This is a genomic window from Candidatus Nanogingivalaceae bacterium, assembly GCA_015257795.3.
Classification (GTDB): domain Bacteria; phylum Patescibacteriota; class Saccharimonadia; order Saccharimonadales; family Saccharimonadaceae; genus Nanogingivalis.
This window is the reverse complement of sequence record CP072208.2, coordinates 116,223-134,320: the sequence shown is the minus strand read 5'-3', so window position 1 is coordinate 134,320 and position 18,098 is coordinate 116,223. Positions and strand designations below refer to the sequence as shown.

Genomic DNA, 18,098 nt, shown 5'->3' with positions numbered 1-18,098 from the left:
CTCCTTAATTTACTCCCATTATATCACTTTATCGCTTTTTCTTAAAGAATCTTGCGAAAAATCCAAAGCTCTTAGGCTCAAAATTATCTCGATATTCTTCTCTTCTCAAAACCACATTTCTTGCTTCAATTATCAAGCCAACCGCAGCTGAAAACTCTGGTTTATTCACTTCTTGTGAAACAGTTCTTTCGACGCCGTTTTTACCAATTCGAGTTGCTAGCTGTAATTGTTTTCTCGCGTATTCATCAATTCCTTTAAGGTTTGAACCCGCTCCCGCTAGTACAATTCCGTTTGGTAATTGATTTTCGAAACCTGATTTTTTAAGAACTTTTTTAACTTCTTCAAAAATTTCTTCAAGTCGCGCCTCAATAACTTCTTCGATTTCTCGTGTATTAAAGCTATAATGTTCGCGACCATGTTTCACAACAATATCGCCACTCTCTTCTCTCTCGAAAGCAAAACCATGCTTAATTTTTATTTCTTCGGCGACTTCTGGTGAAACTTTCAAGCAAATTGCAAGGTCGTTGGTAATATTGATTCCACCAAGTGGAATAACTTCTATTAATCGCAACGCGCCGTCTTCATAAACTGCAACTCCAGTAGTTGAGGCACCAAGATCAACAACTGCAACACCGTTTTCTTTTTGGTTATCTGTCAACAATGCTCGAGAAGAAGCCAAAACGCTTGGAACATAAAGTTCTGGGTCAAGGTCTAATCTTGCAGCAGTATTTCTTAAGTTATCTATATTTGAATCTAATGCCGAAATAGCACTACCGTGAACCTCTAAGCGAACACCTTCCATACCGTAAGGATCAACTAAGCCTTCTTGATTGTCGAGATTATAGTAGTATGGAATAAATTCCAAAACTCGATGATTTGCTGGGATTTTACCAATTGTGGCAACCTCTTCAACTCGCTGAAGATCTTCTTCATCCACAATGCCATCTGGTGAGTTGATTGCAATCATTCCGTCAGTATTTGTGCTTAAAATATGTGCACCATTGACGCTAAATATAGCACTACTACTTTCATAGCCAGCCATTCTTTCTGCTTGAAGCAAAGCCTTATCTAAAGCTTGATAAACGCTTTGAGCGTTAGTTATCACCCCTTTTTTCATTCCGTTATTTTCTGCGGAGCCAACACCGATAACATTTGGCATTCCTTCTTTATCAAAGTTCGCAATAATAACACGAACTTTTGAAGTTCCAATATCTACTCCTACCACATTTCGAGAATTCTCATTCATAGTTCCATTATACCGTTAATGCTAATTTTTATCAAGTACGAAAATAGCAAATAATAAAAAACACCCCTCGCAGTGATTGGGCGTTTTTTTGGAAAATAATTTCTGGTGCTGGGAGAAAGATTCGAACTTTCGAAGGCATCTGCCGACAGATTTACAGTCTGTTGTGTTTGACCGCTTCACTATCCCAGCTCTTTAACTTGTATTAAAAAATACTTGGAGCCACCTTTCGGATTCGAACCGAAGGCCTGCTGTTTACAAAACAGCTGCTCTAACCAGCTGAGCTAAGGTGGCATATCACCAAGTACGTTTCTAATTATACACGAGCCTTTTCAAAAATGCAAGTACTTTTTTGATTTATTTTTTCAAAATTTCTATTGTTGAATCTACAATCTGGAAATCTGGCAAAAAACTCGAAATTTTTCTTCGAATTTCTACATTTTTCGAAGAATCATTCACGATAATCTGCGCAGTAAAAATATGTTCTTCCCCGTCAAGACTCCAGAAATGCACATTCTTAATAGACACAACACCTTCAATTGCTAAAATATTCTTTTTAATATTATTTAAATCTTTTACATTAGGTGCTCGCTGAAGTAAAATCTTTAAAGCATCCCAAGCGTTCATAATCGCACCGCAAGAAATAAATAACAGAATAAACAAACTCGCAATTCTATCGAGAATCGCAAGGCCCGAAAATGAAATTAAAATAGATGTAAGAAGGGTTAAAACCCAGCCAAAAAGATCCTCGAATAGATGAAGCGAAACTGTTTTATCGAGAATATTCTTCGAACCGTGAAGTCGAAGGGCTGCAAATAGGTTAACTAAAATTCCAATAACTGAAACTACCATTAACCCCGGAACATTCACATGTGCATGATTGTGCGGATTAATAAATTCATAATATAGAGTCCTCGCCATCATATACGAAAGACCCAACATAACGAAAGAATTCAAAACAGCACCCAAAACCGACAAGCGCTTATATCCATAGCTCATAATTGAAGTGGGTTTTTTATTGCTAAACTTACTCAAAACTAGCGTAAATGTTAACAAAATAGCATCGCCTAAATCATGGATTGCATCTGCCGAAATTGCTGCGGAACCCAGAAATATCCCTAAAAAGAATTCAGCGATTGAAAACCCTAAATTTAAACCGATTGCCAACGGAAGATCACTTGTATGCACATGGCTGTGTGAATGCCCAAAATGTTCATTCAATTGATGTTCGCGAGTATCTTTGCTAGCTCTTAAAAGCCCACTTTTTTTCATTTTTCTATAAAACTACTCTAAAGTTAGAATTTCTGCACCGTCTTTAGTAACTAAAATCGTATGTTCAAAATGTGCTGAAAGCGAGCCATCGCGCATTAAAACATCCCATTCGCTATCTGTTCCATTGAAAACAACATCACCTTTTCCAAGCGAAGTCATAGGTTCGATACAGAAAGTGTCACCTTCTTGAAAAACAACACCTTGACCAGCATGCCCATAATTTGGAACTTCTGGATCCATGTGCATTTTAACACCAATTCCATGACCAACCAAATCCCGAACATTGCCGAGTTTTGATTTTTTAAGTGATTTTTCAACCGCAGCACCAATGTCGCCAGTTTTTACACCAGGTTTAACAACCGAAATTCCAGCAGCGAGTGCTTTTTTTGTATCATTCAAAAGATGTTTTACTGCACCTTTTGGCTCTTCGCCCACAACAGTTGTCGTAGCAGAATCAACCATCATGCCTTTGTATTGAATCACCATATCATATTTAACAACATCACCTTTTTCGAAAGGAATATCGTTTGGTGCGCCATGAACAACACAATCATTTAGAGAAATACAAACCACACCCGGAAAATTAACTTCAGGTGTTAGATATGCAGATTTTGCGCCGTATTCTTTAATTTTTTTACGCGCAAAAGCATCAACCTCAAGACCAGTTACACCAACTTTCGAAAATTCAGTTAACTCGCGTAAAATTCGTGCAAGGATTTTTCCACCTTCACGCATTGCTTGAAGTTGTTCTTCAGTTTTATTACCTGTGATTAAATTCCGCATGCTTCGATTTCCTCCATAATTCGGTCGTGAACTTGGCCAACAGTTCCAGTTCCATCAATATGCGCGATAACCACGCCGTTTTCGTTAAAGTAGTTCAAAACTGGGTACATTTCTTTTCGGTAAATTCGAAGTCGCTCATCGATAACTTCTGGAGTATCATCAAGACGACCACGAATTGCAAGACGACGCATTAATTCGCTTCGTGGCACCTCTAAAACAATTACGAGGTCAACGTTGCGCCCATGATTTTGTTTATTTTCAATTAACCATTTCGCCTGAGCAAGTTGGCGTGGGTAACCATCAAGAATTACTTGTTTAACTTTTCCGTTATTTGCTCGGCCTAAAGCTTCACCCATAACGCGATTCACAATTTCTGGATCAACCAATTGACCCGTGCTCATTTGTGCAAGAAGTTCAGGGTCTTTGCTATCACGCAAAAGTTGACCAGCACCAAGCCAGCGCCAATCATTTCTTGCGGCTAACAAATTTCCTTGAACACTTTTACCAGCACCCGCTGGACCAAAAAATACGATCATTAAATTCCTTTTGTTTTTAAATTATGTACTTTTATATTATAGCACAAAAAATTAAAAATACTAAAATTCTTCACAATAATAGTCGCTCGCTTCAAGATGAATTGCAACCATTGATTTATTAGGATTAAATCGAGGATATTCGCCCTCACGCGATTTATACACCTCACAAGAACTACCTAAAACTATCTGAAGCCTACCAACATAATCCTCACCTGAAGTTTCCCATTCACCAGAGTTATTCTTAGTGAAAGAATAGCTTTTATATTCATCACTAAATTTTAATTGATGACCACTATTTGAGCGATAAGTTTTAATCATTGCAACAGTTCTGGCGACCGAATCTTTTCGGATTTATCTCGAATAGACCTTTGCAAAGCTGGCAAAGCCAAGAAAACCGCAAGAAATATCAGCCCAGCAATTGCAAGAACCAAAACAACTTCAATAATCGTAAATCCTTCATAAAGTTTATGCTTTTTCATAGCCCCATTATAGTCGACCCCCTAAAAGTCAAATTGATTTTTCAAAAAAACTATTTGACTTTTATTATCAAATTCATATATAATATTCATTAGCTTACGAGCGCTGTTTTAGCGCTCTTTTATTAAAAAGGAGATTTCTCTATGAGCATTTTTCAAAAAATTGTCACTATTTTATATAAAATAGATTATGATAGTAGTTTCAAAGTTTTTCCTACTAAATTAAAAAAATATAGTACATCAAATAAAGAATACACTATAAAAGATTTGAATTCTTTCTACATTAACTATTTCGAAAAAGACTATCCTAAGCCTTTCTCAAAAGAAGAAATTTGTATAATTTACGAGATTGCTAAGAATTTTATAATAGAGATTCGAGACAACCCAGATAAAAACTTGGTTAACTTCTCAAGAAAATTATCCATATTGTTCGCTCAAGATTTCAGAACAAAAGAAATAGGCTTTGATATTCAGGAATATTCTGATTATTTTATAGCTATACCACTAAAAGAAAGAGAGAAGCTCGCAAATAAGCTTATTTCCGACTGGGAAATTTAAAAACGACCTTTTGGCCGTTTTTTTATTTTAATTCAATTCTTCTTTCACGATTCTCGCCAAAACAGCACCATCGGCAGAATTACCAAATTTTGCTTTCATTTTGCCAATAATTGCACCCATTTGCTTGATCGAAGCTTCACCCATTGCTGAAATTTCAGCTTTTACAGCTGCGCGAATTTCATCTTCGCTCGCCATTTCTGGCAAATATTTCGAAAGAATTTCGGCTTCTTTTAGTTCATTTTCGGCACGTTCTTCATCTAATAAACCGGCCGCTTCTTTGCGCTTTTTCACTTCTCGCGCAACTAGCGTTTCAATTTCATCATTGTTTAAACCTTCTTCGCGCTTGCCAAGTTTTACTTCTTCGTCCAAAATTGAAGCTTTTAGACCTCGCAAAACTGTAGTTTCGAAAGCATTTCGCGCAAGCATTGCAGTTTTTAAATCGGCGTTAATTTGTTCTTTTAGCATTTTCCTCCTTTAAAAATAAAATCCAGCCTCTCGACTGGAATTTATCTGTTTTTTAGCGAATACCAAGTCGCATTTTTTGTGCTTTTTCAGCACGGCGTTGATTTCGAACGATTGCTTTTTTGCGTCGTTCAACCTTGCTTAGAGGCTTTGAAAATCGCATTGATGCTTTAGCTTCGCTCAAAACTCCACTTTGTAGAACTTTTCGATTAAAGCGACGAATGATATTTTCGTTAGCTTCTTTCTGGTCTTTCCTTGTTACACTAATACTCATACTGATTACTATTTTACCAAAGTTTTTCTAAAAAAGCAAGAAGAAAATAAAATCGCCCAATTTTGAACGATTTTACGAAAATAGAAACTAAATATCTTATTAATTTTTTTATAAAAGCCTAGATCAAATCTTCATAGATTCTTTTAAGTTGCGCACCAATTTTTTCGAGGCTTTTACTTTTTGCAACTTCATAACCTTTTTCAACAGTTGAATTAACTTCACCGCTCAAATATTTCTCAATCGCCTCTGTAAATTCTTCGTTGTTTTTACCCATAAAACAATTTTCATTTTTCGAAAGCCAAGAATCATACACACCAATATTTCGAACTAGCACCTGGCATTTCGCCGCCAAAGCCTCAAGAACAACAATCCCCTCAGTTTCTTCGTAGCTCGGGAAAAAGAACATATCTGCACTCATAAACGCACCCTGAATAATTTCGCCCGAAATATAACCCGGCAAAATTACGTTTTCAGGTTTTTTTCGAATCGCTTTCTTTACATGTTCAGTTAGCGCCGCAGCCGGCGTGTGACCAAACCAAATAAATTTTACCTCTGGAAAATCACGAGCCACCGCCATAAAATCTGGTAAACCTTTTCGCTCAAAATAATGCCCCACTGAAATCACAACTTTTTCATCTTTTTTGAGTTTAAAATACTCTCGAAAAGCTTTGATTTTTTCTGGATTTTTCGAAAATTGCGAAAGATCTATTCCGTTCGAGATTGGGATAATTGGCGCTTTCAAATTATATTTCAAAAGCAAATCACGCGAATATTCGGTTGGCGTTAAGATTACATCAGCGGTGTTATAGCACTTCACGAGCCACTTTTTAAAAGCTGGCGCCGCAAGATTCGAAAGCGCAAATGAATTTCGAAAATCCTCCTCAGTGGAATGTGCATGAAAAACCACTTTTTTACCATTCTTGCGAGCCTTTTTTGCCAATAAATAAGACTTTGGATTAATAGTATTTAGATGAATTATATCAAAATCTTCAGATGAGTCGGTAGTAAAATCTACGCCGGCTAATTTTAACGCAGCTTCTTGGTGCTTCATTGCGCGACCAACGCCACTTTTTGCGAATATTTTTTCGTCATCTCTAAATAATAAAACTTTCATTATTTCCTCCTCTTTAAATGCAAAATTTGACCTTCAACATTTTTTTGACCCTGCCATTCATTTAAACCTAGCGAAAAAATCACGTCAACTTTTTCATCTATTTCGGCAAAAAAATCTTTTGGTGCATTAAATTTTAACATTTTGATTTCACGCTCGCCATCACTTAAAGTTATTTTCAGATGCTGATTTTTATCGCCCATTTCTTGGCGTGCAATTACGCAAGCATTCTTAATTTCGAAAGTTGGCTCTTCATTCCCATTTCCAAAAGGCTCAAGAAGCGAAATTTTCTCAAAAAGTTCTAATGAAATTGGCGAAAAATCTTCAAGCTGAACATCCACTTTTGGCAAAAGCTTTTCGAGCTGGTTTTTTAATTTTAATGAATCGTAAAAATCGTTCACGCTTTTTCGAAAATCATCAATTTTTAAAGTTGGCAAAGTTACGCCCGCGGCCGCATCGTGACCACCGCCTTTAATAATAATTTCGCTTGCATTTTGCACTGCTTGACTCGCCGAAAAATCACCAAAACTACGCGCCGAACCCTTTGCTACATCGCCCTCAATCGAAATCACAAAAACTGGTTTTTTAAAACGTTCAAGCAATCCGCTCGCCACAATTCCAATAATTCCATCGTTAAAACTTTCATCAGCTACAACCAAAACCTTATTATTTTTAAAATCTTCGGCTTTTTGAATTGCAATTTCGAGCGCTTCGTGTTGAATTTTACGGCGTTTTTTATTTAAATCATCGAGATTTTTGGCTTTTTCGAAAGCAACAAAAGAGTCTTTTTCGAGCATTAAATCTAATGCCTTTTCGGCAGTTTCAAGCCGACCAGCCGAATTGATTCGTGGGCCGATGATAAAGCCAAGCGTTGAACTTTTCGGCTCTTTCACGCCAGCTAGTGCAAGCATCGATTTCAAACCAGCTCGGCGTGTTTTCGAAAGAACTTTTAGCCCCCAAAAAGTGTTTTGGCGATTCTCGACCGTTTGTTTCATAATATCGCAAACGGTGCCGAGCGCCACCATGTCAAGTAGCCACTTTTCTTGGCCAGCAGGAAAGCCCTCGAGTTTGGTTTGAAGCGCTTGAACCAATTTAAACGCCACTCCAACGCCGGCAAAATTTTCAGCCTGCGGATATTTGTTTTCTTTTCTGCGCGGATTTACAACCGCAACTGCATTTGGTTGAACTTCGGCAATGTTATGGTGATCCGTTACGATTGTATCGATTCCAAAACCTTTTGCAAAATCAATTTCAGCGTGATTTAAACTTCCACAGTCAACCGTTAAAATTAAGTTCGTTCCTCGATCCGCAAGAACTCTCACGCCACGCTCGTTCATTCCGTAGCCATCTTTAAAACGATCGGGCAAAAAATAATCCACATTTTTAAAACCGAATTTTTCGAAAGCTGCCAAAATCACTGTTGAAGCTGAAACACCATCAACATCATAATCGCCATAAACTGTAATTTTTTCTTGTTTTTTGTGGGCAATAAGTAATCGCTCAACCGCTTTTTCCATATCCGGCAACAAAAAAGGATCGTGCTGGTTATCATAATTCGGATTCAGAAAAGCTTCACGATTCTCTTTTGAAATTCCACGATTCTTTAAAATTTGCTCAAAAATTTGTTCAACCGTCATTCGCGAACTCTATCTTTTAACAGACCTCTCGATATAATTGTTTGAACGCGCAACACTGTTTTGCTCGCGAACTTTCACTACGATAGACTGCAATTCGGAGAAAAACAAAAAATTCGTATTCGCAAAATAAGTATAGGTATTTTTCTTCTTTTCCCTAAATAAAAATCCGGCTTTTTCAAGCTTGGCAAGTTCGCGTTGAATGTTTCCTGGATCTTCTTTTAAAAGTTTGGCAAGGCCACGAGAGTGCATTTTAATAACTGGATACGTAACAAAAAATACGACAATTTTTCGCTTAACTCGTGATGTAATAAAAATATCTAAATCTACCATATCCTCACCTTTTCGTATTTCTATTTTACAAAATTTTAGCTTTTTTCGCAAGCTATATTTATTTTATTTTTTAAACCTTTTGATGTAAAATAAAGATATATGGATTTTTATTTTGAAGTTGCACCGTTAAAAATTGTTCGCACTAATAGCGAAGTTTTTACTTATGCCTCAAAAGAAAAACTCGAAACCGGCCAAATTGTACAAATTCCTGTTGGCAAAAAAAATATGTTTGGTGTGGTTTTTAAAGAAGTCGAAAAACCAGATTTCGAAACTCGCGAGATTCTAAAAATAGTCGAAAAAACGCCAATTCCAAAACATTTAGTTGAACTTTCGAAATGGATGAGCCAATATTATGCGACGCCTCTTTCGCAAGTTTTGAGCGGAATTTTACCAGCCGGTTTAGGCAAGAATCGCCGTTCTTCAAAAAAAGAAAAAATCAAATTAACAGATGAAAAAGAGAGCTGTTCAAATTTTTTATACACAAGCCAACAACAAAACGCAATCAAAAAACTTGATAAAATTCACTCCGGAACAGTTCTTCTTCATGGAATTACCGGATCGGGAAAAACTTCAATTTATATAAATCAAACCGAAAAAATTTTAGCCAACCAGCAATCCGCAATAATTTTAGTTCCCGAAATCGCATTAACTTCACAACTAGTTTTGAATTTCGAAAAACATTTTAGTAATATTAAAATCATTCACTCACACCAAACTGAAGCTGAACGCCACAAAACTTGGTTAAAAATTTTGAACGACCCCGAACCGCAAGTTATTATTGGTGCACGCTCTGCCCTTTTTGCGCCCGTAAAAAACTTGGGGCTAATTGTAATTGATGAGTGTCACGAGCCAAGTTTCAAACAAGATCAAACACCAAAATATTCTGCTTTACGCGCAAGCAGTTTTTTGGCTTCGAATTTTAATTTTAAAGCAATTTTTGGCTCTGCAACACCGCTAATTGAAGATTATTTCTTAGCCGAATTATCTGAAAAAAATGGCGGAAACGAAATTATTAAACTAACCGAACTCGCCAAAAAAGAAGCTCAACCAGCAAAAATTGAACTAGTTGATTTAACAAAAAAAGATTCGAAAAACCACCGCTTTTTTTCGAAAAAAATGCTCGCCGAAATGGAGCAAACTTTAAGCGAAAATAAACAGGTTTTAATTTATCACAACCGTCGTGGTTCGGCCAGTATTACACTTTGCCACAATTGCGGATGGATGGCACTTTGTCCAAATTGTTTTGTTCCGCTAACTTTACACGCCGATAAATTTCAATTGTCATGTCATATTTGTGGGCACAAAGAACGCCCACCAATTTCTTGTCCAGATTGCGGTGAAGCAGAAATTATCCATAAAGGAATCGGTACAAAAGCAATCGAAGAAGAAATTCGAAAACTCTTTCCGCAGAAAAAAGTTGCACGCTTCGATGCAGATAGTGACAAAAATGAAACCGTCGAAAAGCTTTATAGTGAAATTCGCAACGGTGAAATTGATATTATTATTGGCACCCAAGTTATTGCAAAAGGTCTAGATTTACCAAAATTAAAAACCGTTTGCGTAGTTCAGGCCGATGCGGGATTAGCTTTGCCTGATTTTACTTCGAGCGAGCGAAATTTTCAGTTAATTTCACAAGTGATTGGTCGTGTTGGGCGGCATTCTAGCGAATCAAATGTAATTATTCAAACTTATCAACCTGAAGCTCCGTCGATCCAATTTGGCTTAAATCAAGATTACGCTGGATTTTATAATTTCGAAATTAAAAATCGCCAAAAACAAAACTACCCACCTTTTGTATATCTGTTAAAATTAACCTGCGTATATAAAACCGAGATTTCAGCCGTACGAAATTCACAGAAAGAAGCGCACGAGATTCGCAAAAAATTTTCGAAAGATGTACAAATTTTTGGTCCAACGCCAGCTTTTTATGAGCGCGTAGGCGAAACTTATCGTTGGCAAATTGTAGTTAAAAGCAAAAAACGCGCGCCCCTTTTAGAGATTGCACGCGAGTTTCAAGGCAAGCCACAGTGGCGCGTTGACTTAGACCCACCAGGATTGATTTAATTGTCTTTTTTCAAAGTGTTAAAAATGTAATTCTTTAAATAATCTAAATTAGCTTTTCTTGCTTCATCTTTTGTTATTTTGCCAGATTTTACCTTTTCAATATCTTCAAGCATAAAGCCAGTTAATTCGCCAAACTCCACCACGCTTGGCGAAAATTTACTATCAGGATTAGAAAAACCTCGCCCTTTAGAAACCAATTGACCGTAATAATCTTTCGCAAGATATTCTATACCTTCGTAATTATCCGTTTCGAAAAATATCAACGCAAGATAAATCAACGCCGAAAACATTTCCCTGTCATTTTCTGGTTTTATTAGATCTAAAAAATCTGTAATTTCTTTCATGAAATAACTCCTTATACTTTAAAGAGCAAAGGTTAATCCATCTCCGCCAAAATAATCCAACCGTCAGAAGATAGAATTCCGATATCGCCACTATTAGTTTTTATATATCTTTTAAATTCTTTGCCATATTCCGATATTTTTTTCGGGTAAAATGTTTTTATTTCATCATCGCTAAAATAATCAGTAACGATTAAAGCATATTTTTCAAAAAAATATATACTTTGATCGGGCATATCTCTGTCAAAATACCTATCTATTACAGGGCCCAACTCTATGTTAAACTCCTTTTCTATATTTGTAGTTATTTCGTCCATATTTACCTCCTAGTAAAACAACCAAAATTCACTAATCAAAACTTCTACTCCTAATTGTAGTGTGCATATATGTATGTTGTCAAGAGTTTTTAAAAAATGTCTAGATTTAGCGTTTCTCTTCGCTGGTTGAAATGAATTATAACTTTCGACTTTTCAAAATATTTACTCTTTACTGTTTTCGAAAAATCTTCACGCAAAAAATCTGAAATTTCATCCAAAATCAGCTCGTCGAAATCACGTAAAACATCGCGGTGCGAATAAGTTCCAATTGAAAAATATCCCGTTCGAGAATTCTTGAAATCCCGATTTTTAAAGTGATAAAAACCAAAGCTAAAACCAATGAATCGCGAAAGATTTTCAAGCAAAAAATCTCGAGTTTTAGCATTTTCAGATTCAACCGAAATTCGCAAAATATCACGCCGATTTCTCGGCTTCGAAAAATATTGCGAGGAAAACGCGCTCGTTTCGTGAGGCTTAAATCTTAAAATTGGCTTTTCGAAAAAATATTTCGAAGCGTGAATTTCATTCAACATTTTGCGAATTTTACTCAAGTTAAAATTATCATCAAATTGCCAAGATTGCTCTTCTGCAAAAATTTGATTAGCGTATTTTTCAATTTCCCAATCTTCAATCTGCAAGTTTTGATCCATAAATTTTTCAAATTCCGAATATATATTTTCATTTTTCGACTTTAAAGATATTTCAGTAATCCCACTATTAGGCCAAGTGAAACCTAAAACCGAATAGTCCTCAAAGTAAACCCATCCTCCTTCATGCATTCTTCGCCAGAATTCATCCACGATAATGTGTTCGTATAAATGCAGAACTTCCCAATATTTATAAGATTTATATATATTCAAAATTAACCTTTCTCTTTAAAAAACGAGCTATATAGCTCGTTAACCTTGAGACTACTTTCTTCGAGTATTAGATTTTACCATAATCAAACCTAGAAATCAATGATCTTGTAGCTTTTTTACCCTAAAAATGGTATAATAAAAACAATGAAAAAAGAAGATATTATAACCTTACCTAACCAAAATTTGCGCAAAAAATGCGAACGTGTGCATGTTATCACAGATGAAGTTCGCCAAATTGTGCAAGATATGATTGATGCTAGCCTTGACTGGGAAAATGCTCACCCGCACGAAATTTCGGCCGCAATTGCTGCACCGCAAATTAACAAACTTTATAAAATTATTATTGTTCGAAGTGATTTGGACGATAAAAATAATAAAGAATTTACCGCTTTAATCAATCCTGAAATTACAAAATTCGAAGGAAAAACAGATGTTGATTTTGAAGGATGTCTTTCGATTAAAGGAATTTACGGCAAAGTTCCTCGCGCATCAAAAGTTCGCGTTAAAGCGCTTGATATTCACGGCAACGAAGTTCGAATTAAAGCCGAAGATTTTCTTGCGCGTGTGCTTCAACATGAAATCGACCACACAAATGGCGTTCTTTTCATTGATCATATTCGCGATAAAAAAGACGCTTTCTACCAACTTGACGAAGATGGCGAATTACAACCATTAAACTACGAAAAAGATATCGAAAACAACTCTGATCTGTGGGAGGATTTATAATCTTGAAAAAAACTCCAATAATCTTTTTTGGAACGGAAGATTTTTCGGCCGTTTCACTCCAAAAACTTATTGATGAAGGCTTCGAAATTGCCGGAATTATCACCAAACCCGACTCTCGAAAAGGTCGCGGGCAAAAGTTTCAAGCGCCAAAAGTGAAGCAAATTGGTGAAAAGTTTAATATTCCAGTACTTCAACCGCAAAAAATGTCAGAAATTACCGACTTCGTTAAAAAATTCGAAAAACCTGCGGGAGTTTTGGTTTCTTTTGGTCGGATTATTCCGCAAGAAATCATCGATTTATTCACACCCGCTATTGTGAATGTTCACCCTTCACTTTTGCCTAAATATCGCGGTTCAAGCCCAATTGAAAGCGCAATTTTAAACGGTGATGAAAAAACTGGCGTTTCACTAATGAAACTTTCGAAAGAAATGGATGCAGGCGATGTTTATTCACAAGAAGAAATTGAGCTTTTGAAAACCGAAACCGCAAGCGATCTTTATAAAACTTGTGGTGAAATCGGCGCCGAAATGCTTGTGCGGGATTTACCAAAAATTATCTCTGGTGAAATTAAAGGACTAAAACAAGATGATTCGCAAGCTGAATATTGCCAACTTCTTAAAAAAAGTGACGCCCTTCTTTCTCAAGATGAGCAAACTGCAGAGCAAGCCGAACAGCAAATTCGTGCTTTCGAAATTTTTCCAAAAAGTAAAATTAAGCTCGGTGAGCATTTAATAATCGTTAAAAGCGCAAAAGTAGTTAGTTCTAACCCTGAAAATTCGCCTTTAACGTTAAAATTCGCCGAAGGAACGTTTTTAAAGATTGAAAGACTAATCACACCAAACGGTAAAGAAACCGCTGCTAAAAGCTTTGAAAACGGCTATCTAAAATAAAACCACGCTCTTCTGCGCGGTTTTATATTTTAGCTAAAAATTTTATCGATATTTGCTTTAAGTTCGTCTTGCATTTCTTTAATTACAAGCATACTGATTTGATTGAAATCTGGGCGGTTAATTTCAAGCCACTTCAATGAGGCAAATTCAGATATAACTTGACGAGTCTCTTGACCATTGTTGTTTTGAACTAACGCTGCAAAAGTCTTGTCATTTCGAAAGTCTGGAACGTTTAGTCTTAGCCAATTGTCAACGAACCCTGGAGCATCATCCATAATTTGTTCAAATTCTTCAAGTTTTTCACTTGAAAAACCATCCATAATCCGTTCACCGATTCGAGCTTCGAGTTCTTCTTGAACGTGTTGCTTAAACACCGCTGCTTCTTCTGGCGACATTCGTTCAATGCCAATTCCTTCAAAAAATTTATCGTCTAATTGAAACATTCTCTTTCCTTTACTTAATTATCTATATTTTAGCACAAGCGTAATGTTTTTTCAATAATTAAATAAAAAACGGTAAAATTACCGCCTTTTATTTTAAAGATTAACCCTTTAGCTTGCGAGCAACAACTTCACGTGTAAAGAATTCAAGTTTGTCGCCAACTTCTAGCTGAATTTTCTTTTTAGTCTTGAGCGAAAGTCCACACATTTCACCTTCAATAACATCTTTTGCCTCTTGTTGTTGACGTTGAACGTGCGAAACTTCAACCTCAGCAATTTGCTCTTTCTTTCGAATTACGCGAGCGAGCAAACCAGCATAAACGCGACCAGATTTTACTTCTCCACCAGCAATGATTTCTTCTTTCATTGTGCGGAAAACACCTTTCACATCCAATGAACCAACCTCGGTTTCAACAACTTCTGGCGCAAGAAGTTTTTCCATTTCTGCGCGCGCGTCGTCAAGAAGTTCATAGATAACTTTATAGATTCGAACTTCAACACGATCGCGTGTCGCAATTTTTTTGATCGCCGGTGAAAGCTCAACGTTAAAGCCATAAATAATTGTTTTTTCACCAGCGGCCGCCAAATGGATATCGTTTTCAGTGATATTACCGATTCCGCTACTAATAATATTTAAGTTAACTTCACCGCCAGTTTCAATCAACCTGAGGCTATCTGAAACAGATGTTAGTGAACCTTGAACGTCAGCCTTAATAACAATGTTAAAATCTTCTGCGTCATGTTTTTGGTTCATCATTTTTAGCAAATCCGCACCTGTAACATTGGCTGTTGCCGCATTTTGAGCAGCTTCGATTTTAGCTTTTTGTGCAAGATGTCGCGCAATTTTTTCGCTTTTAACTACTTTGAAGACATCACCGAATTGAGGCAACTCTTTAAAGCCCGTTACCGTTGCAGGTGTTGAAGGACCAGCAATTTTGAGTGCATCACCTTTGTAATCTTGAAGTGTTCGAACTTTCGCATAAGTTGTTCCAGCAACCAAGAATCCACCCTGTTTTAGATCACCTTGTTCGACAAGAAGCGAAACAACAGAGCCTTTTCCAACTTCCATGTGCGACTCAATAACCAAGCCTTCAGCAGGAATATCCACATCAGCGCGCAACTCTTCTAGATCAGCTGTTAAAATCACCATATCAAGAAGATTATCGATACCTTCGCCAGTTTTGGCAGAAATCGGCACCATTGTTACATCGCCACCCCACTCTTCTGGCATCAAGCCGCGTTCTGAAAGTTCAGCCATGACACGATCTTTATTTGCTGTGTCTTTATCCATTTTATTAATTGCAACAACGATTTTTGCATTGGCATTTTGCGCAAAGCGAATTGCTTCAACAGTTTGAGGCTTAACACCATCATCGGCCGCAACAACGATAATAACAACATCTGTTAGGGTTGCTCCGTGTTGACGAAGAGCCGCAAAAGCTTCATGACCCGGCGTATCAAGAAGTGTAATTTTTCGGCCTTTTCTTTCGGTTTGATAGGCTGAAATATGTTGAGTGATTCCACCAGCTTCACCCGAAACCGTTTTCGTTCCAAGAATCGTATCAAGCAACGTTGTTTTTCCGTGGTCAACGTGACCCATAACTGCAACAATTGGTGGGCGAGGTTTCGCATTCTCTGACACTTCATGCAATTTATTTAAGCGAGAAGTCACTTCATCTGCTTTAGCTTTCTTTTTAAGCTCAACATCTTTTAGCCCAAGCTCTTCAACAACAATTACCGCCGTTTCGAAATCTATTCGCTGATTAATCGTCGCAACAATTCCGTTTTTAAAAAGTTCGCCAATTAAAGTTGTAACAGAAAGATTTAAGGCCCCAGCCAACTCATCAACAGTAATCGAATCTGTGATATTTACAATTTTCTTCTGACTCATACAACCTCCTTTGGTTTTTTATTTTCTTAAGCTGAAGTTCGGAAACCGATTTCGAAACCGATTTCCGACTGTTCAACGCAAGAATGCTTAAATTATTTTACAAGGCTAAGAGAAATTTTTCGATTTTCTTTGTCGATGTCAATAACTACAAATTCTTTTCGCTCGTTTAGAGTAAAGATATTTTCTGGGTTAACATCGTTGCCTTTGCCAAGTTCTGAAACGTGAACAAGCGCTTCAATCGCTGGGCTAATTTTTACGAAAGCGCCGAAAGGCGTAATTCGAGTTACAGTTCCTTCAACTTTCGAACCTTTTTTGAATTGCTCAACTTCTGAAAGCCATGGGTCTTCAGTTAGTTGTTTCATTGAAAGGCTTAAGCGATCTTTATCAATAGCGATGATTTTAGCTTTGATAGTGTCACCAACTTTAACGTAATCTTTTGGATTGTTTACGCGTTCCCAGGAAATTTCAGAAATGTGCACCAAACCTTCAATTCCTTCAATATTTACGAAAACACCAAAATCAACAACACCAGTAGCAACACCTTCAACTACGTCGCCAATTTTTAGGCTATCAAATCGTTCGTTCAAACCATCTTTGATAGCTTCTTTTTCGCTAAAGATTAACTTGTTAGTTTTGCGATCTGCGTCAAGGATTCGAACGCTGATTGGTTTATCGATAAGAACATTCAATCGGCTCAAAATCTCATCTTTGTCGCTTGCACCAACTCGTGGGTAGTGTTCTGCTGAAAGTTGTGATACAGGCAAGAATCCGCGGATTCCTTCGTATTCAACAAGCAAGCCACCTCGGTTAGCGTCAAATGGAACGATTTCGATAGTTTCACCGTTTTCCATTTTTGCAATAATTTCTTCCCAACCGCGATCTTTCGCAGCTTTTCGAAGAGAAAGTAGTGACATTCCGTTGTCCATTTCTGTATCAACAACGCTTGCTGTTACTGTTTCACCTTCAACAAGATTTTTTGAATGACCAGCTTCTCGGCGAGGAACAAATCCAACACCTTTAGCACCCAAGTCAATCAAGATTTCGTGCTTGCGAACTGAAAGAATTTTACCTTCAACAGTTTCGCCTTGGTTTAGTTGGTTTACGCTCTCTGGAGCAGACGCCAACAATTCGTCCATAGTTAGTTTTTTGGCTTCAGCCATTAGTCTTTAAGACTCCTTCCTTAATTGTATTTCTTTGAACATAGCTAAAATTAACCTGCCCAATAGATTGCTACCATTTTAACAGATTTTTAAAGATTTTTCAAGCATTAAAACTAAAAATAACCCTCGTTTTTGAAGGTTATTTTTTGATGTATAGTTTATTTCATATTTTCGTAGTAGTCTATAATTTGCCGACTCAAGCCTTTTCTAAACTCCAGATAATCCGTATTATCGTGTGAATCTTGAACACCTCTATTTCCCCTATTAAGAATTGTTAGCGCTACAGGAGTATTTCCTCTATCAGTTGGTTGGCCGATAGTAAGACCTTTGTATGGATTGAAATCTTCATCCTTATCGTTCATATCAATAAGATCTTCTAGCTGTGCTTTACCTTCTTTGTTAGTTTTAACCAATCCCATAAAGCCAGCATGAGTAACAATATAATTGCCGTTATCCATTTTTAGCACAGATGAAATTGGTTCTTGCCCCGTATTTGCAACGTAATTTCCTGCACCAACAAGCCTTTGAAATAAAGTATCTTTATATGCATCAGCTGTAGCAACAAAACTTCTTTCCCTATAGCCGTGTCTAAGATCGTCAACAAGATTATCAAGGTTCGTTCCCGTTTTGTCATATGTTAAATTACCGAATTTATCTACTTCTTTCTCTAAACATTTCGGCTGAGTGTTAAATGAGTTGAAATTATTCACATTTCTCCTTAAAAAAA

General features: G+C 36.9%; 22 protein-coding genes and 2 tRNA genes. 4 read left to right on the top strand and 20 right to left on the bottom strand.

The window, feature by feature from the left end:
- Positions 1-28: 28 nt before the first annotated feature.
- The 8 genes from ftsA to HXK94_000710 form a co-directional block, all read right to left on the bottom strand.
- Positions 29-1,246 carry a cell division protein FtsA gene (ftsA, locus tag HXK94_000745; GenBank protein ID QTI96415.1) on the bottom strand — a complete coding sequence of 406 codons (1,218 nt, stop codon included), beginning with the start codon at positions 1,244-1,246 and terminating at the stop codon, positions 29-31.
- Positions 1,247-1,349: 103 nt separating this feature from the next.
- A tRNA-Tyr gene (locus HXK94_000740) sits at positions 1,350-1,435 on the bottom strand.
- Positions 1,436-1,460: 25 nt separating this feature from the next.
- A tRNA-Thr gene (locus HXK94_000735) sits at positions 1,461-1,537 on the bottom strand.
- Between the two features lie 63 nt (positions 1,538-1,600).
- A complete protein-coding gene (locus tag HXK94_000730; protein QTI96414.1) occupies positions 1,601-2,515 on the bottom strand; it encodes a cation diffusion facilitator family transporter in 915 nt (304 codons plus the stop codon).
- Between the two features lie 12 nt (positions 2,516-2,527).
- Complete coding sequence (gene map, locus HXK94_000725) at positions 2,528-3,298, bottom strand: type I methionyl aminopeptidase (GenBank protein ID QTI96413.1); 771 nt, start codon at positions 3,296-3,298, stop codon at positions 2,528-2,530.
- Entirely contained in the window at positions 3,286-3,834 is a 549-nt protein-coding gene (locus HXK94_000720) for a nucleoside monophosphate kinase (GenBank protein QTI96412.1), read from the bottom strand. Before HXK94_000720 ends, map begins: the two co-directional genes overlap by 13 nt.
- Positions 3,835-3,894: 60 nt before the next feature.
- Positions 3,895-4,152, bottom strand: coding sequence for a hypothetical protein (locus tag HXK94_000715; GenBank protein ID QTI96411.1), 258 nt, complete (start codon positions 4,150-4,152; stop codon positions 3,895-3,897).
- Entirely contained in the window at positions 4,149-4,313 is a 165-nt protein-coding gene (locus tag HXK94_000710) for a prepilin-type N-terminal cleavage/methylation domain-containing protein (protein ID QTI96410.1), read from the bottom strand. Before HXK94_000710 ends, HXK94_000715 begins: the two co-directional genes overlap by 4 nt.
- A 141-nt stretch (positions 4,314-4,454) precedes the next feature.
- Here HXK94_000710 and HXK94_000705 point away from each other — a divergent pair, with 141 nt between their 5' ends.
- Positions 4,455-4,868, top strand: coding sequence for a hypothetical protein (locus tag HXK94_000705; GenBank protein QTI96409.1), 414 nt, complete (start codon positions 4,455-4,457; stop codon positions 4,866-4,868).
- 27 nt (positions 4,869-4,895) lie between these two features.
- Here the strand turns inward: HXK94_000705 and HXK94_000700 are convergent, their stop codons facing one another.
- The 5 genes from HXK94_000700 to HXK94_000680 all read right to left on the bottom strand — a co-directional run bounded on the left by HXK94_000700 (position 4,896) and on the right by HXK94_000680 (position 8,682).
- Positions 4,896-5,333 carry a GatB/YqeY domain-containing protein gene (locus HXK94_000700; GenBank protein QTI96408.1) on the bottom strand — a complete coding sequence of 146 codons (438 nt, stop codon included), beginning with the start codon at positions 5,331-5,333 and terminating at the stop codon, positions 4,896-4,898.
- A gap of 52 nt (positions 5,334-5,385) precedes the next feature.
- Positions 5,386-5,604: a 30S ribosomal protein S21 gene (locus HXK94_000695; GenBank protein QTI96407.1), complete on the bottom strand. Its 219-nt coding sequence runs from the start codon at positions 5,602-5,604 to the stop codon at positions 5,386-5,388.
- 118 nt (positions 5,605-5,722) lie between these two features.
- Positions 5,723-6,718, bottom strand: a complete 996-nt coding sequence (locus HXK94_000690) for a glycosyltransferase family 4 protein (GenBank protein QTI96406.1) — start codon at positions 6,716-6,718, stop codon at positions 5,723-5,725.
- Positions 6,718-8,352 carry a single-stranded-DNA-specific exonuclease RecJ gene (recJ, locus tag HXK94_000685; GenBank protein ID QTI96405.1) on the bottom strand — a complete coding sequence of 545 codons (1,635 nt, stop codon included), beginning with the start codon at positions 8,350-8,352 and terminating at the stop codon, positions 6,718-6,720. Before recJ ends, HXK94_000690 begins: the two co-directional genes overlap by 1 nt.
- Before the next feature lie 9 nt (positions 8,353-8,361).
- Positions 8,362-8,682 carry a hypothetical protein gene (locus HXK94_000680; GenBank protein QTI96404.1) on the bottom strand — a complete coding sequence of 107 codons (321 nt, stop codon included), beginning with the start codon at positions 8,680-8,682 and terminating at the stop codon, positions 8,362-8,364.
- A 99-nt stretch (positions 8,683-8,781) separates the two neighbouring features.
- Between HXK94_000680 and priA the strand changes: the two genes are divergently transcribed.
- Positions 8,782-10,746 (top strand): primosomal protein N', encoded by a 1,965-nt coding sequence (gene priA / locus HXK94_000675; protein ID QTI96403.1) that lies wholly within the window; start codon positions 8,782-8,784, stop codon positions 10,744-10,746.
- Here priA and HXK94_000670 read toward each other — a convergent pair.
- From HXK94_000670 to HXK94_000660, 3 genes are all read right to left on the bottom strand, one after another.
- Positions 10,743-11,090, bottom strand: coding sequence for a hypothetical protein (locus tag HXK94_000670; GenBank protein QTI96402.1), 348 nt, complete (start codon positions 11,088-11,090; stop codon positions 10,743-10,745). The two genes, priA and HXK94_000670, sit on opposite strands and share 4 nt — an antisense overlap.
- A 32-nt stretch (positions 11,091-11,122) precedes the next feature.
- On the bottom strand, positions 11,123-11,404 hold the full coding sequence (locus HXK94_000665; protein ID QTI96401.1) for a hypothetical protein: 282 nt from the start codon (positions 11,402-11,404) through the stop codon (positions 11,123-11,125).
- 89 nt (positions 11,405-11,493) lie between these two features.
- Positions 11,494-12,054: a hypothetical protein gene (locus tag HXK94_000660; protein ID QTI96400.1), complete on the bottom strand. Its 561-nt coding sequence runs from the start codon at positions 12,052-12,054 to the stop codon at positions 11,494-11,496.
- Between the two features lie 354 nt (positions 12,055-12,408).
- Between HXK94_000660 and def the strand changes: the two genes are divergently transcribed.
- Both def and fmt read left to right on the top strand, forming a co-directional pair.
- Positions 12,409-12,990: a peptide deformylase gene (def, locus tag HXK94_000655; protein QTI96399.1), complete on the top strand. Its 582-nt coding sequence runs from the start codon at positions 12,409-12,411 to the stop codon at positions 12,988-12,990.
- A gap of 2 nt (positions 12,991-12,992) precedes the next feature.
- The gene (gene fmt / locus HXK94_000650; protein QTI96398.1) at positions 12,993-13,880 is read left to right on the top strand and encodes a methionyl-tRNA formyltransferase; all 888 of its coding nucleotides are present in this window, start codon (positions 12,993-12,995) and stop codon (positions 13,878-13,880) included.
- 29 nt (positions 13,881-13,909) lie between these two features.
- On the opposite strand, the gene HXK94_000645 is transcribed toward fmt, so the two are convergent.
- The 4 genes from HXK94_000645 to HXK94_000630 all read right to left on the bottom strand — a co-directional run bounded on the left by HXK94_000645 (position 13,910) and on the right by HXK94_000630 (position 18,081).
- The gene (locus tag HXK94_000645) at positions 13,910-14,323 is read right to left on the bottom strand and encodes a hypothetical protein (GenBank protein QTI96397.1); all 414 of its coding nucleotides are present in this window, start codon (positions 14,321-14,323) and stop codon (positions 13,910-13,912) included.
- Between the two features lie 100 nt (positions 14,324-14,423).
- Positions 14,424-16,211 (bottom strand): translation initiation factor IF-2, encoded by a 1,788-nt coding sequence (infB, locus tag HXK94_000640; GenBank protein QTI96396.1) that lies wholly within the window; start codon positions 16,209-16,211, stop codon positions 14,424-14,426.
- Between the two features lie 92 nt (positions 16,212-16,303).
- Positions 16,304-17,371 carry a S1 RNA-binding domain-containing protein gene (locus HXK94_000635; protein QTI96395.1) on the bottom strand — a complete coding sequence of 356 codons (1,068 nt, stop codon included), beginning with the start codon at positions 17,369-17,371 and terminating at the stop codon, positions 16,304-16,306.
- A gap of 158 nt (positions 17,372-17,529) precedes the next feature.
- Positions 17,530-18,081: a hypothetical protein gene (locus HXK94_000630; GenBank protein QTI96394.1), complete on the bottom strand. Its 552-nt coding sequence runs from the start codon at positions 18,079-18,081 to the stop codon at positions 17,530-17,532.
- Positions 18,082-18,098: the final 17 nt, after the last annotated feature.

What these genes read in the sequence shown, in the direction of transcription:
- ftsA (QTI96415.1), bottom strand. Translation starts at nt 1,246, where the DNA reads ATGAATGAGAATTCTCGAAATGTGGTAGGAGTAGATATTGGAACTTCA.
- HXK94_000730 (QTI96414.1), bottom strand. Translation starts at nt 2,515, where the DNA reads ATGAAAAAAAGTGGGCTTTTAAGAGCTAGCAAAGATACTCGCGAACAT.
- map (QTI96413.1), bottom strand. Translation starts at nt 3,298, where the DNA reads ATGCGGAATTTAATCACAGGTAATAAAACTGAAGAACAACTTCAAGCA.
- HXK94_000720 (QTI96412.1), bottom strand. Translation starts at nt 3,834, where the DNA reads ATGATCGTATTTTTTGGTCCAGCGGGTGCTGGTAAAAGTGTTCAAGGA.
- HXK94_000715 (QTI96411.1), bottom strand. Translation starts at nt 4,152, where the DNA reads ATGATTAAAACTTATCGCTCAAATAGTGGTCATCAATTAAAATTTAGT.
- HXK94_000710 (QTI96410.1), bottom strand. Translation starts at nt 4,313, where the DNA reads ATGAAAAAGCATAAACTTTATGAAGGATTTACGATTATTGAAGTTGTT.
- HXK94_000705 (QTI96409.1), top strand. Translation starts at nt 4,455, where the DNA reads ATGAGCATTTTTCAAAAAATTGTCACTATTTTATATAAAATAGATTAT.
- HXK94_000700 (QTI96408.1), bottom strand. Translation starts at nt 5,333, where the DNA reads ATGCTAAAAGAACAAATTAACGCCGATTTAAAAACTGCAATGCTTGCG.
- HXK94_000695 (QTI96407.1), bottom strand. Translation starts at nt 5,604, where the DNA reads ATGAGTATTAGTGTAACAAGGAAAGACCAGAAAGAAGCTAACGAAAAT.
- HXK94_000690 (QTI96406.1), bottom strand. Translation starts at nt 6,718, where the DNA reads ATGAAAGTTTTATTATTTAGAGATGACGAAAAAATATTCGCAAAAAGT.
- recJ (QTI96405.1), bottom strand. Translation starts at nt 8,352, where the DNA reads ATGACGGTTGAACAAATTTTTGAGCAAATTTTAAAGAATCGTGGAATT.
- HXK94_000680 (QTI96404.1), bottom strand. Translation starts at nt 8,682, where the DNA reads ATGGTAGATTTAGATATTTTTATTACATCACGAGTTAAGCGAAAAATT.
- priA (QTI96403.1), top strand. Translation starts at nt 8,782, where the DNA reads ATGGATTTTTATTTTGAAGTTGCACCGTTAAAAATTGTTCGCACTAAT.
- HXK94_000670 (QTI96402.1), bottom strand. Translation starts at nt 11,090, where the DNA reads ATGAAAGAAATTACAGATTTTTTAGATCTAATAAAACCAGAAAATGAC.
- HXK94_000665 (QTI96401.1), bottom strand. Translation starts at nt 11,404, where the DNA reads ATGGACGAAATAACTACAAATATAGAAAAGGAGTTTAACATAGAGTTG.
- HXK94_000660 (QTI96400.1), bottom strand. Translation starts at nt 12,054, where the DNA reads ATGGATCAAAACTTGCAGATTGAAGATTGGGAAATTGAAAAATACGCT.
- def (QTI96399.1), top strand. Translation starts at nt 12,409, where the DNA reads ATGAAAAAAGAAGATATTATAACCTTACCTAACCAAAATTTGCGCAAA.
- HXK94_000645 (QTI96397.1), bottom strand. Translation starts at nt 14,323, where the DNA reads ATGTTTCAATTAGACGATAAATTTTTTGAAGGAATTGGCATTGAACGA.
- infB (QTI96396.1), bottom strand. Translation starts at nt 16,211, where the DNA reads ATGAGTCAGAAGAAAATTGTAAATATCACAGATTCGATTACTGTTGAT.
- HXK94_000635 (QTI96395.1), bottom strand. Translation starts at nt 17,371, where the DNA reads ATGGCTGAAGCCAAAAAACTAACTATGGACGAATTGTTGGCGTCTGCT.